We start from the raw sequence: 14750 nt of genomic DNA on the forward strand, positions 1-14750 counted from the left end.
TAATCACACACAATTTGGAATACATAGTAAATCTAAATCTTTCTGAATATCTTTTGCTATTCCAAATATTGGGTGTATATTTGGGTGTAGAATTTCAAACGCACCCAATTATGAATATCAAACGAAACATCATTTTTGCATTGGAAAGCCGGAAAAAGAACGGTGTGCCAATTGTGGAGAATGTCCCCATCCGTATGCGCGTCATATACGCAAGCCAGCGCATTGAGTTTACAACGGGTTACCGCATCGATGTAGCCAAATGGGATTCCGACAAGCAGCGAGTAAAGAACGGGTGTACCAACAAATTAAAGCAAAGTGCATCTGAAATCAATGCCGATCTGCTGAAATACTATGCCGAAATTCAAAATGTGTTCAAGGAGTTTGAGGTACAGGAAACCATGCCAACTACCCAACAACTAAAGGATGCATTCAACCTGCGGATGAAGAATGCCAACGAAGAACAGCAGGAAGAAGCACAGATAAGTTTTTGGGAGGTGTTCGATGAATTTGTAAAAGAATGCGGCAATCAGAATAACTGGACTGAATCCACATACGAAAAGTTTGCAGCCGTTAAAAATCACCTCAAGGAGTTCAAGGAAGATGTGACCTTTGAATATTTCGATGAGTTCGGATTGAACGAGTATATCAATTTCCTGCGTGACAAAAAAGACATGAGAAACAGTACCATCGGTAAACAAATGGGATTCCTCAAATGGTTCCTGCGATGGAGCTTCAAGAAAGACTATCACCAGAATATAGCATACGATACGTTCAAACCGAAATTGAAAACCACCCCCAAGAAGGTAATCTTCCTGACATGGGAAGAGTTGAACAGACTAAAAGACTATCAGATACCCAAAGACAAACAGTATCTGGAACGTGTCCGGGATGTTTTCCTGTTCTGTTGCTTTACCAGTCTGCGTTATTCAGATGTTCGTAACCTAAAGAGAAGTGATGTCAAGTCCGACCATATAGAAGTCACCACCGTTAAAACGGCAGATAGTCTGAGTATTGAACTGAACAAGTACAGTAAAGCCATACTTGAAAAATACAAGGACATCCATTTTGAAAACCACATGGCATTGCCTGTTATCAGCAATCAGAAAATGAATGATTATCTGAAAGAACTGGGAGAACTGGCAGAAATTAACGAACCTATACGTGAAACCTACTACAAAGGAAATGAACGTATAGATGAAGTTACACCGAAATACGCATTACTCAGCACACATGCAGGAAGAAGGACATTCATCTGTAATGCACTGGCTCTCGGTATTCCTGCACAGGTTGTAATGAAATGGACAGGGCACAGTGATTATAAAGCCATGAAGCCTTACATTGACATAGCAGACGATATTAAGGCCAATGCAATGAACAAGTTTAACCAACTCTAAAAGTATCAGTCAGTTTCACAGATTATCCATTATTAGAGTTATCTTTGTTAAGTAATAGTTAGTGATATGGAAAATAACAACGAACATAATATAAAGAAAGGTCATTTTGATGCCTTTGTCCATGCTGTCGGTTCGGAAATAGAACAGGCACAAGTCCGACTCATTACCGCAGCCAATGCCCAGATGTTGTTCCATTACTGGAAAATGGGGAATTATATACTGTACCACCAACACCTACATGGGTGGGGTGGTAAAATTATCAAAAAATTGGCACAGGCAATCAGATTCAATTATCCTGAAAAGAAGGGATATTCGGAACGTAATCTTACTTATATGTGCCAGTTTGCCCGTTTATATCCGTTAAATGTACTTCGTAGTTTTATTGAAGCAGATTCAATACTGTCGGTCCCAAATATTCAAAACATTACTAATGAAGTCCTTAAGCTCAATAGCGGACAATTTACGCAGGAGCTTACTGCGCAAATACAATCAGCTGATAATCAATCTTTAGAAATTACGCAGGAGGTTCCTGCGCAATTTCAGAATGTAGCAAAAACAGTAGCAACCATCTATAAAATAAAAATAGAGGATATAGAAGATTTATTCTTGGCGTCACCGATTGCAAGAATAAATTGGGCAAGCCATATGGTCATACTCAATAATCCGCTACCATTGGGCGTAAGGTATTGGTATATGAAACAATCTGTAGAAATGGGTTGGAGCAGTAATGTGCTGAAAATGCAGATTGAAAGTAATCTGTATGACAGACAAATCAAGAGTAACAAGGTAAACAACTTCACTGCCACACTTCCGGCACCTCAAAGCGATCTTGCCAATTATCTGTTAAAAGACCCGTATATCTTTGACTTGGCAGGAGCAAAGGAAAAGGCTGACGAAAGGGATATAGAAGAACAGTTGGTAAAGCATGTAACCCGTTACTTGCTGGAAATGGGTAACGGCTTTGCTTTTGTTGCCAGACAAAAACATTTCCAGATTGGGGACAGTGACTTTTTCGCCGACCTGATCCTATATAATATCAAGCTCCATGCCTATGTTGTCGTGGAATTGAAAGCAACGCCATTCAAACCGGAATATGCAGGGCAGTTAAATTTCTATATCAATGTTGTAGATGATAAACTGAGGGGAGAAAATGATAACAAGACCATCGGTCTTTTGCTGTGCAGGGGTAAGGATGAGGTCGTGGCACAATATGCCTTGGCTGGATATGACCAGCCGATAGGTATCAGCGACTATCAATTGAGCAAGGCAGTACCCGAAAATCTGAAATCTGCCCTACCGAGTATAGAAGAAGTGGAAGAAGAACTGACCTTATTCCTTGACAAGGACAAGAACCCATAATATAAAGTATATGGCAGGAAAGATACAGACGATGATTCCCCAATATGGAGAACTCAACAGAATATACAGAGACTATATAGATAATTACGCTTTTTCTTTTGACAGGCAGAAATTCATATCGGATTTCTATCAGGAGTATAATGACATGAAATCCTTTGAAGCCGCTATCCTTGAACTGGTGCTTGACAAGCAAAAAGAGCAATACACCTTGATACTCAACAGCCTGAAAACTGAAATAGAAAAGAGCATACAGGCTTATGAGATACGCCCGTTAAGTGACAGAGCCATAGAACGTGCTTGCTATCAGCACATGGAAAGGTATTCTCAGGAAATTGAAGCCCAGCTGGATGTTACAAGAAGTCTGAGCAAGCCGCTGAATGAAGCCAACAACAGGTATGATTCCATTGGTTACAGGGAGCATACAGCCGAAGAGGAAAAACAGGCAGAGAAAGAATATGAACGCTGCAAGGCTGAATATGACAGGGAAAAAGCCAAACTGAACAAACTCTATGATCAGCAAAAGGCTGCAAGAACAGAGGCATTCCAATACATGAAGAACTGTTGTGCGGACATATACCGTCAAAGCTGCCTTTTTCTGGATATATTGAAGAAATACATTCCTGACGGAAAGCAAGAGAATAAATCAAGCGAGCCAATCAGTCAGCAGGAAACGACAGAAGAACAACAGGAATATTTCAGCATGAAATTACTTTCGCTCATTCATGAGGTGTGCATAGGAGAACAGTTCGAAGAAATTTCCGCACTGGATTTCTATGCCAATATGAATCTTCACCCCTGCAACTGTAAGCTGAAAATAAAACCGAGAGAGAAAATACGTGTATGCTATCTGATATTCCTGATGAGCGAGAAACTCTCCAAACAGGACAGGGACAAATGGAAAGACAGAATACTGAAACTGCTGGATATTGACGACAGCTACTACAAATCCAAGTACAAGGAGCCTGTTTCAGATTTCCCCAGTGACAGCAACCAAAATTTCGCCAAGGAAATGGAACATATATTCAGATAATCCGTAATATATCCTGATACTTTACGAAAGTTCCACTTTTACCACTCAAAATAATTTTTGAGTGGTATTTTTATTTTCTGATATTCAATAAGATACAATGATATTCAGTTTGTACCGTCCCCATCCTTACCACTCATAACCCTACCTAATTTTGCATCGTTCGAGAACAGAAATAACAGCCAGTGCGCAGGGCTGATTGTTTAACGACTAAATAGATTGGACGATGACAAATATCCAAGAATTATTATCAAAACCCGTCTGGCAGATGACAGGCGAAGAATTCATATTCCTGAGTAAGCACGCTTCAGGTCAGGCCGAAGCATTGCCGCAACCCGTTACAGACACGGAAAAGAAGTATGTGTACGGAATACTCGGTATAGCCAAACTGTTCGGGTGCAGTCTGCCCACTGCCAACCGCATAAAGAAAAGCGGTAAGATAGACAAGGCGATTACCCAGATAGGGCGCAAGATTATCGTAGATGCGGAATTGGCTCTTGAGCTTGCCGGGAAGAAAACAGGAGGACGGAAATAATGGGAGGTATGCTTATGGACTATATGAAAGAAATAAAGGAGATTTCGGCAGAACAGGCAATAATCCTTTGGCAAGCTTCACGCCTGAGTCTGTCGAAAATCTACGAAAAAGCACCTGAGATTCTAAAAGTGCAAGGTTCGGTCATTGGTACACTGGGCAATTTCAGTGCATCCATCGGCAAAGCCAAGAGTAAAAAGACTTTCAATGTATCGGCTATCGTAGCCGCCGCATTGAAAAACGGTACGGTACTGCGGTATGTTGCGGAACTACCGGAAGAAAAAAGGAAGATTCTTTATGTGGACACGGAACAAAGCCATTATCACTGTCTGAAAGTCATGAAACGTATTTTACGGCTTGCTGGTCTTCCTGATGACAGGGACAATGAACATCTGGAGTTTCTCGCTTTGAGGAAATACACGCCCGAACAGCGTATCAGGATTGTCGAACAGGCTATCTATAATACACCGGACATAGGGCTTGTAATCATAGACGGCATCCGTGATATGGTATATGACATCAACAGTCCGGGAGAATCGACACGCATTATATCCAAACTGATGCAGTGGACGGATGACAGGCAGATACACATCCATACGATACTCCACCAGAACAAAGGCGATGAAAACGCAAGAGGGCATATCGGTACGGAGCTGAACAACAAGGCGGAAACCGTTCTGCTGGTGGAAAAGGACAAGAGCAACGGGGATATAAGCAATGTTTCAGCCATGCACATCCGTGCAATGGATTTCGAGCCTTTCGCTTTCCGTATCAACGACAATGCATTGCCTGAACTCATAGAGGGGTACAGACCCGAAGCGAAGAAACCCGGAAGACCGGAAGAGGAAAAGTTTGACCCTTACAGACATATTAGCGAACAGCAGCACCGCATAGCACTGGAAGCGGCTTTCGGACTGAAAGAGGAATACGGCTACAAGGATCTGGAAACCTCCTTAATCAAGTCATATATGTCGGTAGGTGTAAAACTGAACCATCAAAAAGCGGTATCACTTATCACCATGCTCCGGAACAAACGGATGATAGTACAGGAGAACGGCAGGAAATACACGTTCAAGCCGGACTTTCACTATTAGGCCGTATAACCTGTAATCACTTCACTTTATTCGGCAGGTCTATATATTAAGAATAAAGCGAAGCGGTTGTAGGGAATAGAAAAGCGCTTCACTTTATTACCGTATCCTATATATACGAAGATAAAGTGAAGTGATTATACAGACCGTACTTCATAAAAAAGTACGGGCGAAAAGAGAAATAAATATTCCAACCATTATTCAAACACTCATCTTATTATGGATATACAGACAGCAAAACAAATCAGGATAGCGGATTTTCTGTACAGTTTGGGATATTCTCCCGTCAAGCAGCAAGGTATTAACCTATGGTACAAATCCCCGTTACGGGAAGAGACAGAACCCTCGTTCAAAGTAAATACCGAGCGCAACCAATGGTATGATTTCGCAATCGGCAAAGGTGGAAATATCATCGCACTGGCACAGGAACTCTACTGTTCCGACTATGTGCCTTATCTTCTACAGAAAATCGAAGAACAGATACCACACATACGTCCCGTGTCTTTCTCTTTTGGCAAGCAATCATTTTCCGAACCGAGTTTTCAGCAATTGGACATTGTGCTGCTGGCTTCTCCTGCCCTGCTTGCCTACCTACAGGAAAGAGGGATAAACACGGCACTGGCGAAAAGAGAATGTAAGGAAGCCCGTTTCACCCACAACGGCAAACGGTATTTCGCCATTGCCTTTCCGAACATATCAGGCGGATATGAAATTCGCAACCGATATTTCAAGGGATGTATCGCACCAAAAGAAATATCCCATATCAGACAGTCAGGAAAACCAAGGAGTACATGTTACGTTTTTGAGGGATTTATGGATTACCTTTCCTTTCTTACTTTAAGGCTGGAAAGCTGTCCGCAATCACCCGACTTCGACAGACAGGATTACATAGTTCTTAATTCCGTAGCCAATGTTCCCAAGGCACTCTATCCGTTGGGAAGCTATGAGCGCATCCACTGTTTCTTTGACAATGACCGTGCAGGAATGGAAGCAATACAGCAAATCCGAAAGGAGTATGATGCTACCCGGTATATACGTGACGCCTCGCAAATCTACAGTGGATGTAAAGATCTGAACGAATATTTACAGAAACGAATAGCCGATAGGAAAGAGCAAGCGCAATCTGTCGAAAAGAGGAATGATACGCTATCCAAGAAACCGAAAGGCTTCCGGTTATAGCCCACTATAACTACACGCTTCGCTTTCGTAGTTGTGGGCTCTCCCGAGGGGATTAGGGCTTTGCCCTAATGACCCACTCAGGGCGTTTCACCCCTGAGAACCCCGAGCAAAGAGTGACCCTCTCTTTGCAATCTCCGCTTATGGGTTACCCCTAAGAACCCCTCTGCGAAAGCGAGCAAAGTAAATCAATTGTAAACAAAGGAAAGAAGCTATGGCAACAAAATCAAGCATACATATCAAGCCTTGCAACATCGCATCGAGCGAGGCACACAACCGAAGGACTGCCGAGTATATGCGTAATATCGGGGAGTCCAGAATCTATGTCGTTCCCGAACTTTCCACCGATAACGAACAGTGGATAAATCCCGACTTCGGCACTCCCGAACTGCGAACTCATTATGACAATATCAAGCAAATGGTCAAGGAAAAGACCGGACGTGCCATGCAGGAAAAGGAAAGGGAACGCAAGGGAAAGAATGGAAAGATTATCAAGGTGGCGGGATGCTCACCCATCCGTGAAGGAGTATTGCTTATCAGACCGGACACCACACTGGCTGATGTACGCAAATTCGGTGAAGAGTGCCAAAGACGCTGGGGCATCACTCCGCTACAGATTTTCCTGCATAAAGACGAAGGGCATTGGCTGAACGGTCAGCCGGAAGCAGAAGACAAGGAGAGCTTCCAAGTCGGTAACAGATGGTTCAAACCAAATTATCATGCTCATGTCGTATTCGACTGGATGAACCATGAAACTGGAAAGAGCCGAAAGCTCAATGACGAGGATATGGCAACCATGCAGACCCTTGCTTCCGATATTCTCCTGATGGAACGTGGACAGGCAAAAGCTGTCACAGGTAAAGAGCATCTGGAACGAAATGATTTCATCATTGAGAAGCAGAAAGCCGAACTGCAACGTATAGAGGAAACCAAGCGACACAAGGAACAACAAGTAAGCCTTGCCGAACAGGAACTCAAACAGGTAAAAGCAGAGATACGCACGGACAAACTAAAGAAAACAGCCACCAATGCTGCTACCGCCATAGCAAGCGGTGTAGGTTCTCTTTTCGGAAGCGGTAAGCTGAAAGAACTGGAACATCACATCGAGCAGCTACATCAGGAAATTACCAAACGGGACAAAGCTACTGATGAATTAAAAATTCAGATACAACAAATACAGGAACAGCATAGCAGACAAATTCGTAATCTTCAAAGAATACATAATCAAGAACTTGAAGCCAAAGACAAGGAAATATCACGATTGAGCACCTTGCTTGAAAAAGCCCACAAATGGTTTCCCATGTTCAAAGAGATGTTGAGAATGGAAAAATTATGCGCTGTTATCGGGTTTACCAAAGACATGATAGAAAACCTCTTGACAAAGAAAGAATCCATACAATGTAGTGGCAAAATTTATTCCGAAGAACACAGGTGGAAATTTGACATCAAGAATGATATTTTTAGGGTTGAGAAACATCCGATGGATAGTGGTAAGCTTATGCTGACCATAAACCGACAACCCATAGTACAATGGTTTAAGGAACAATGGGAAAAGTTACAGCAGAATCTACGTAACTCGGTGCAGAGAGAGCAAAAATCCAGAGGATTTAGAATATAGAATAGCCTATTATTAATAAAATCAAGTATCTATGCATCCAAACAGATTGTTTTTATTACAGAATCAAAATCCTAAGAATTTATAAAAAATGAAGCCTAAAGAAGTTTTGGAAAAATGGATAGATTGCTTTAACAAAGCAGATGCTTATCATATAGCAGAGCTGTATGCTACTAATGCAGTAAATCATCAAGTCGCAAACGAACCAATAATAGGTAAAGAATCAATCTACAAAATGTTTGTGAATGAATTTGCCACTGCTAAAATGGTTTGTATGGTGGAAAATATTTTTGAAGATGGCGAATGGGCTATCATGGAATGGAAAGACTCTCTTGGACTTCGTGGATGCGGATTTTTTCATGTAAAAGATAACAAAATCGTCTTTCAAAGAGGGTATTGGGATAAACTTTCATTCTTGAAGCAACACAATCTTCCAATTGAATAAGTACTATCAGAATACGGACTGGGAAATTGAAATACCCAGTCCGAGTTATATAATGAATTTTACTTGTTAAACTATTTAAAGTCAGTTGGATAACAAACCATACCTTTCACATTCTCAGTAGCTCCAGGTATTAATTCAGCCACCATGCAATATTCATGAGAGACTTCGAAAGGAAATTCAATTCCTAAATCGATAGCCTTGCGATAGCCAAATCGAGGATAATACTCTTTATGCCCCAATACGACTGCTGTGCCGTAACCCAAAAGTGCTGCCCTCTGATGGGCTTACTGAATCAACACCCCCCCCCAATTCCCTTACGCTGGAATTCCGGCAAGACTGCCAATGGAGCTACACTCAGGGATGTGACAGACTGGGTGTCACTGTCTATCTTTACTTCTGTAAGTAAGATATACCAGACAATTTGTTTTTCTGTCATTTTCTTGTTCTTATCTAATTGTTAGGCTCATTGTTGTTATACATTGTTTAATTATAGATAAATCGTGAATATCCTTCTCTCTTAAATCGTAGCCCGAATGGAATACTTGTTGCCCTTTTGCAGAAATGCAAGGGATGCTTCTGCCTTCAAAGACTGCTGTTCCAAAATAGTCCGGTTGAAATTCATACCAGCCTCCATCCAAGTCGGCTTGTTTGGAAGTGCCGTCCGCATTCAAGACAAAAGGATGGATATCAATATAGCCTAATTCTTTGCTATACAGTTCCACACGGGTGGGCAACCAATTTGTTTCAATTTGATATCCTCTCTCCTGCAAAAGATCAAGGAGTTGGTCTGTATAATTGGCATCAAAATCAATGTCAATATCTCTATGCAAGCGGGTTTGCTGTCCGTACAAGACATCCACTCCCCAGCCTCCATCCAACCAAAACTGCATGTCCAGGCTTTCCAACAAGTCCAAAACTTGAAATAACTCTGTAATCGTAGTGTGTTCTTTCTTTGTCATATAATAATTCTTTAATAAATAATACTATGCGTAATTATCCAACTGCTTGATTGAAGAAATAAAATTTGCACCCACTCCAATCAGAAAGATAACCCATCCGCTGATCATAAAGACGGATGTGATACCCCATGCTTCCACCCAATATCCTGAAGCTACGATACCCAGCATTGATGGAAAGGTACTCAAACTAAAGATGAGAGAAAAAGTCCGTCCAAGCATGTCCGAAGCCAAGTTCTGCTGAATAATAGCGATGAAAAGCGCATGGTAAATGGAATAGGCTATGCCTCCTGTAAATGTTAGGCAAACAAAACCTATAAATGCGCTTGATGGTAAATAACTGGCGCTAATCAGATACAATCCCAATATCACATAAGCCGTATGCATCACTAATGTTTGCTTGCTTTTCAAAGCCTTACAGGCAAGTACTAAACCGCCCAACAATGCCCCTGAGCCCCAACCCATTTCCACAACTCCCATTTGCAAAATGTTTCCGTTGAAATGCAGAAGCGTCATAAAAGGAAATAACGTAAAAACAGGCATAAGGACAAAAGTCACCAGCGTAAAGCATACGAATAAAGGCAAAATGCCCATTGTACGCCGCAAGGTATGCCAACATTCCGTCAGTTCTTTTTTGAAATCTGGAAGAACTTTCGTTTTTTGAAGAGAAGGAATCTGGACACAAAGTAAGGTCAGACAAGCAGCAACAGCTCCGATCACATCTATGAGCAGAATATACTGTATGGGAAGCCAAACAACGAGGCTTGCCCCTACAACGGGAGCTATCACCTCACTGAAGGATTGAATGGAATGGTACAAACCTGATACCCTGACAAGATGGTGCTTGGGAACCAGTAGAGGGATGCTTGCCTGTAAAGCAGGTGCATGAAACGTACTGCCTATTGAACGACAAGCAGTCAATAGATAAAAAAAAGAAAGGTCTTTATAACCCTTGGTTATCACAATAAAAAGACATAGGGTACAGAACGCGATGAACAAGTCCGAATAAAACATCGTTTTCTTTCGATTCCATCTGTCAACATAGACCCCGGCAAACAAGCCTAATACAAATTGTGGTAAAAATCCAGCTAAAATAGCCAGAGATAAAGCTGTCGGGGATTTAAATTCGTTGCTAATCCAAAAAATAATGGAGAAGCCAACAATCGTACTTGTTAAAATAGATATGAGTTGGCCTATTCCTATCACGGCCAAAGTTGATTTCCAATGATTCATTGTGCTAATATTTCATGCGTTTATAGATAAGTACTTTCGTACATTAAGCAAAACGAAATTCTATCCACACAAAAAACTTGTATTATAATCCACTCCTGACGTTGGAATACAATAACAAATACTTTCAGGACGATGTAAAGTCCTGAAAAATCAAACTGAATGGATAGATAAATATTAGTCTTTTCTCATCGGATTCTTTTAATATCGCTACTCTTTTATTATGTAGTGGTTGTATTATCTTAAATAAAACAAAAACACCGACTTTACATTCTTGGGTGTAAAACTGGGTGTTTGTTTTGCAATCTGCTGATTTTCAGCGTTTGTTGCGGAGAGACAGGGATTCGAACCCTAGGTACAGTTGCCCGTACACCGCATTTCGAGTGCGGCCCGATCGACCACTCCGGCATCTCTCCAGACTTGGAACGGGGGAATATCCCCGATTTTGCGGGTACAAATATAGGGATATATTTCCGAATTTTCCTAATCTGTGCCGAATATTCTTCTCTTTTTTCCTTTTTCGGAGACGGTTTTGCACTCTTTACGTCCGAAACGATAACGGAATCCGTACGAAGTATCCGGCAAAACCGCCCCTCGGCCCTTCCCGGCACGCCGTTTGCCCCGTAAACGTCCGCAGGGTCCGGAACCTTCTTCGCTGCCCGGGCTGAACCAACCGAATCAAAACGCACGCATGATATGTTCACAGGTACCGACATCATCCATTTTCTGCAGGAAAACCCGGCGCTTCCCGTATTTCTGACGGTGGCGATCGGATTCTGGATCGGCAAATTCCGTTACAAAAGCTTTTCGCTCGGCACAGTCACCAGCGTCCTGCTGGTGGGCGTCGTAGTGGGACAGATGAAAATCGACATTCCGGAACCGGCCAAGACCCTCTTTTTCATGCTTTTTCTCTTTGCGGTAGGGTATGCCGTAGGCCCCCAGTTTTTCCGGGGGCTGAAAAAGGACGGACTGCCCCAGGTCGGATTCGCCGTCGTAGTCTGCCTGCTCTGCCTTTTTTCAGTCTGGCTCAGCGCGAAAATCATGGGATATAATGCGGCGCAGGCAGCCGGACTGCTGGCCGGATCGCAGACCATGTCGGCTGCCATCGGGGCAGCGACCGACACGATCGGGGAACTTCAGGGAGGCGACCGCATCGACCTGAGCACCATGCCCGTCTGCTATGCGGTCACTTATATATTCGGCACGGCCGGGTCGGCCTGGATTCTCAGTTCGATCGGTCCGAAACTGCTGGGCGGAGTAGCCAAAGTCAAGGAAGCGGCACGCGAACTCGAGGCCAAGATGGGACAGGACCTGAGTATCACCCCCGGATTCGACCCGGCCGCCCGGGCGGTGGTCTTCCGGGCCTTCAGCGCCGACAATCCGTGGTTCGAAGGAGGGAAAACCGTCAAGGAGTTCGAAACCTACGTGGCTGCACAGGGGAAACGGCTCTTCGTGGAGAGGGTCCGCCAGCGGGGAACGATCCGGGAAGTCTCTCCGCGCCTGAGAATCTATCCGAAAGACGAGATCGTCGTCAGCGGACGCCGCCAGTATGTGATCGAGGAGGAGACCTGGATCGGACATGAAGTCGAAGACGCCGATCTGGTCAACTTCGCCGTGGAAAACCTGCCCGTAGTGGTCAACCGCAAGGGCGCGGCGGGACAGACCGTCCGTTCCGTCCTGGGCAAACGGTACATGCACGGAGTGAGTATCCGCAGCATCCGCCGGGCCGGAGTCAAGATACCCGTATTGGGAGAAAACAAACTGGATACGGGTGACCGGGTGACGCTCGTCGGATTGAAACAGGACGTAGACCGGGCAGCGGAAAATCTCGGATTCGCCGATCCGGTGTCCGAAAAGACAGGCATGACACTGCTCGGGCTGGCCATATTTCTGGGCGGTCTCATATTCGGCTGGCTGCTGGTGACACGTATCGGTTCCGTCCCGCTCAGCCTCACCGTGAGCGGCGGCGTACTGATCGCGGGACTGGTCTGCGGCTGGCTCCGTTCGAAGCGGCCTACGCTGGGCGGCATTCCCGATTCGGCCGTATGGCTGCTCAACAATGCCGGACTGAACGTCTTCATCGCCATCGTAGGTATCAGCACGGGCCCCAGTTTCGTAAAAGGTTTCCAGGAAGTAGGCTGGAGCCTGTTTCTCGTAGGAGCTTTCGCCACTTCGCTGCCCTTGATCGGCGGTATTCTGATCGGACGGTATCTGTTCCGCTTCAATCCGGCCCTCACACTGGGCTGCGTGGCGGGATCGCGGACCACGACGGCCGCATTGGGTGCCGTGGAAGAGACCATCGAAAGCGACGTTCCGGCCATGGGATATACCATCACCTACGCCATCGGCAACACACTGCTGATCATCTGGGGTGTCGTGATCGTCCTGCTGATCGCATAGACGAAGCACCGGACGGAGAAGCCGCGGTCCGGAAACCGCATACACCTCTTCCGAAAAAAGCGGTTCAGTTCGACACGTCCGTCTCTCCGCCGTCGCGCGCCATACCCTCTTTCGGCGCGACGTAAAATCCTTTGCCGGGCGTCCACTCCACACAGAAAAGATCGTCCGGCCCTCCGTATCCCAACTTCTTCAGGCTCTTTTCGAGCCACGCCCGATCCTTCCCTGCGTTTTCGAGCGAACTTTCCAGTACGGACCCGTTGTTGACCAACAGGAAGGATTCCGAAATGTTGTGTTTCACCGACACGGTCAGCTTACCGTTCGTTTCGAAACGGACATCCTCCACATCGAACATCGAAAATATCCCGTTCTCCCGGAGAAGCGTGCGGAACTGCTCCATCTCCAACCCGTTGCGTTTGAACTCCTTCAGGTTCAGCTGTCCGCGCCGGACGATCAGCACGGTGTCTCCCTTGACCAGCCGCCGCCACACCCTGAAACGCAGCAGATAACGGATCAGCATATTGACCACCGTCCAGACGGCGAGAGCGAACACCATGTACCAGACCGACAGGTCGGGATTGTAAACGACTCCGCCCACCAACGCCCCCAACACGAAAGCGTTCACCGAGTCGAGCGGCGTGAGCTGGGCCATCTGCGTCTTGCCGGAGATACGCAGGAAAAAGAGCACGCCCATCATGCCCACGATAATTTTAACGGCAATGCCGAGAACCATCATACGCGATACGGATATATTCCCGTCGCATGTACAGAAAGAATCGTGCCGCAACCGTACACGGGAACTACCAGCGCGTCTGCTGCCGGCGCATCTCCCTGCGCAGTTCGGCATGTCGCCCCCCGGTGAGCCTGTCCAGCAGGGCATGGAAGCGGGGCCCGTGGTTATGATGCACGGTGTGGCAGAGTTCGTGGGTGATGATGTAATCGACCAGGTAGTCCGGAAGCCTCATCAGATGGATACTGAGTGAAAGATCGTTCCGGGAAGAGCAGCTGCCCCATTTGCTGACAGTGTTGCGCACCGACACGCTCCGGTACTTCAAACCGTACCGCTCGGCCAGCTGGCGGGTCCGCTCGGGCAGGATCGCCTTCGCCTCGGCCCGCCACGCCTCCTCGATCCCGGTTCGGACAGCCTTCTGTACCGGGTCGGACTCCCAACGCAGATCGGCCGGATAAGCCACGCACACACGATCGGCCGTCACCCGCACGGTGATCTTCTCCGCCTCTCCCGGAAACAGCGACAATTCGTGCCATCTCGTCCGGAAAGGCATGCCCACGGGATCGGCCGGATACTTTTCGGCCAGCCGCATCCGGGTACGCTCCACCCACTCGGCCCGTTCATCCAGAAAACGAATCGCCTCTGCCAGCGGCACGCTGCAGGGCAGCGACAAACGCACCGCTCCCGGAGGGCGCACGCTGATCGAAATACGCGTGGCCCGCCGTGTCTGCGACACGGTCACTTCTCCGAGCCGGGGATGTGCGATCACCGATTTCATACGAACCGCCGCCGAACCCT

The 14750-nt window shown here is 45.7% G+C and carries 13 protein-coding genes and 1 tRNA gene; 9 read left to right on the plus strand and 5 right to left on the minus strand.

The features are described 5' to 3' along the window. Positions 1–110 precede the first annotated feature (110 nt). From INF32_RS07150 to INF32_RS07185, 8 genes are all read left to right on the plus strand, one after another. Complete coding sequence (locus tag INF32_RS07150; RefSeq protein WP_021992115.1) at positions 111–1394, plus strand: site-specific integrase; 1284 nt, start codon at positions 111–113, stop codon at positions 1392–1394. A 66-nt stretch (positions 1395–1460) separates the two neighbouring features. Next, positions 1461–2753 carry a PDDEXK nuclease domain-containing protein gene (locus INF32_RS07155; RefSeq protein WP_007842332.1) on the plus strand — a complete coding sequence of 431 codons (1293 nt, stop codon included), beginning with the start codon at positions 1461–1463 and terminating at the stop codon, positions 2751–2753. Between the two features lie 10 nt (positions 2754–2763). Then, positions 2764–3783, plus strand: a complete 1020-nt coding sequence (locus INF32_RS07160; RefSeq protein WP_007842331.1) for a hypothetical protein — start codon at positions 2764–2766, stop codon at positions 3781–3783. A gap of 223 nt (positions 3784–4006) precedes the next feature. Further along, a complete protein-coding gene (locus INF32_RS07165; protein ID WP_007842330.1) occupies positions 4007–4315 on the plus strand; it encodes a DUF3853 family protein in 309 nt (102 codons plus the stop codon). Between the two features lie 14 nt (positions 4316–4329). Continuing rightward, on the plus strand, positions 4330–5406 hold the full coding sequence (locus tag INF32_RS07170) for an AAA family ATPase (RefSeq protein WP_007852816.1): 1077 nt from the start codon (positions 4330–4332) through the stop codon (positions 5404–5406). Between the two features lie 216 nt (positions 5407–5622). Next, positions 5623–6582: a toprim domain-containing protein gene (locus INF32_RS07175; protein ID WP_007842328.1), complete on the plus strand. Its 960-nt coding sequence runs from the start codon at positions 5623–5625 to the stop codon at positions 6580–6582. A 211-nt stretch (positions 6583–6793) separates the two neighbouring features. Beyond that, complete coding sequence (locus INF32_RS07180; protein ID WP_004308779.1) at positions 6794–8197, plus strand: hypothetical protein; 1404 nt, start codon at positions 6794–6796, stop codon at positions 8195–8197. 88 nt (positions 8198–8285) lie between these two features. Then, a complete protein-coding gene (locus INF32_RS07185) occupies positions 8286–8639 on the plus strand; it encodes a nuclear transport factor 2 family protein (RefSeq protein ID WP_004308780.1) in 354 nt (117 codons plus the stop codon). A gap of 446 nt (positions 8640–9085) precedes the next feature. Here the strand turns inward: INF32_RS07185 and lnu(AN2) are convergent, their stop codons facing one another. The 3 genes from lnu(AN2) to INF32_RS07200 form a co-directional block, all read right to left on the minus strand. Continuing rightward, a complete protein-coding gene (lnu(AN2), locus tag INF32_RS07190; protein WP_004308783.1) occupies positions 9086–9598 on the minus strand; it encodes a lincosamide nucleotidyltransferase Lnu(AN2) in 513 nt (170 codons plus the stop codon). 24 nt (positions 9599–9622) lie between these two features. Then, the gene (gene mef(En2) / locus INF32_RS07195; protein ID WP_005786079.1) at positions 9623–10828 is read right to left on the minus strand and encodes a macrolide efflux MFS transporter Mef(En2); all 1206 of its coding nucleotides are present in this window, start codon (positions 10826–10828) and stop codon (positions 9623–9625) included. 326 nt (positions 10829–11154) lie between these two features. Beyond that, positions 11155–11241 (minus strand) — tRNA-Ser (locus tag INF32_RS07200). Between the two features lie 280 nt (positions 11242–11521). Between INF32_RS07200 and aspT the strand changes: the two genes are divergently transcribed. Further along, the gene (aspT, locus tag INF32_RS07205) at positions 11522–13225 is read left to right on the plus strand and encodes an aspartate-alanine antiporter (RefSeq protein WP_226387670.1); all 1704 of its coding nucleotides are present in this window, start codon (positions 11522–11524) and stop codon (positions 13223–13225) included. Between the two features lie 64 nt (positions 13226–13289). Here the strand turns inward: aspT and INF32_RS07210 are convergent, their stop codons facing one another. Further along, positions 13290–13958 carry a DUF421 domain-containing protein gene (locus INF32_RS07210; RefSeq protein WP_226387671.1) on the minus strand — a complete coding sequence of 223 codons (669 nt, stop codon included), beginning with the start codon at positions 13956–13958 and terminating at the stop codon, positions 13290–13292. Positions 13959–14022: 64 nt separating this feature from the next. Further along, the gene (locus INF32_RS07215) at positions 14023–14730 is read right to left on the minus strand and encodes a M48 family metallopeptidase (RefSeq protein WP_226387672.1); all 708 of its coding nucleotides are present in this window, start codon (positions 14728–14730) and stop codon (positions 14023–14025) included. Positions 14731–14750: the final 20 nt, after the last annotated feature.

It is taken from the genome of Gallalistipes aquisgranensis, assembly GCF_014982715.1.
GTDB lineage: Bacteria > Bacteroidota > Bacteroidia > Bacteroidales > Rikenellaceae > Gallalistipes > Gallalistipes aquisgranensis.

Coding starts and splice junctions, on each gene's coding strand:
- INF32_RS07150 (WP_021992115.1), top strand. CDS start 111: ATGAATATCAAACGAAACATCATTTTTGCATTGGAAAGCCGGAAAAAG.
- INF32_RS07155 (WP_007842332.1), top strand. CDS start 1,461: ATGGAAAATAACAACGAACATAATATAAAGAAAGGTCATTTTGATGCC.
- INF32_RS07160 (WP_007842331.1), top strand. CDS start 2,764: ATGGCAGGAAAGATACAGACGATGATTCCCCAATATGGAGAACTCAAC.
- INF32_RS07165 (WP_007842330.1), top strand. CDS start 4,007: ATGACAAATATCCAAGAATTATTATCAAAACCCGTCTGGCAGATGACA.
- INF32_RS07170 (WP_007852816.1), top strand. CDS start 4,330: ATGGACTATATGAAAGAAATAAAGGAGATTTCGGCAGAACAGGCAATA.
- INF32_RS07175 (WP_007842328.1), top strand. CDS start 5,623: ATGGATATACAGACAGCAAAACAAATCAGGATAGCGGATTTTCTGTAC.
- INF32_RS07180 (WP_004308779.1), top strand. CDS start 6,794: ATGGCAACAAAATCAAGCATACATATCAAGCCTTGCAACATCGCATCG.
- INF32_RS07185 (WP_004308780.1), top strand. CDS start 8,286: ATGAAGCCTAAAGAAGTTTTGGAAAAATGGATAGATTGCTTTAACAAA.
- aspT (WP_226387670.1), top strand. CDS start 11,522: ATGTTCACAGGTACCGACATCATCCATTTTCTGCAGGAAAACCCGGCG.
- INF32_RS07210 (WP_226387671.1), bottom strand. CDS start 13,958: ATGATGGTTCTCGGCATTGCCGTTAAAATTATCGTGGGCATGATGGGC.
- INF32_RS07215 (WP_226387672.1), bottom strand. CDS start 14,730: ATGAAATCGGTGATCGCACATCCCCGGCTCGGAGAAGTGACCGTGTCG.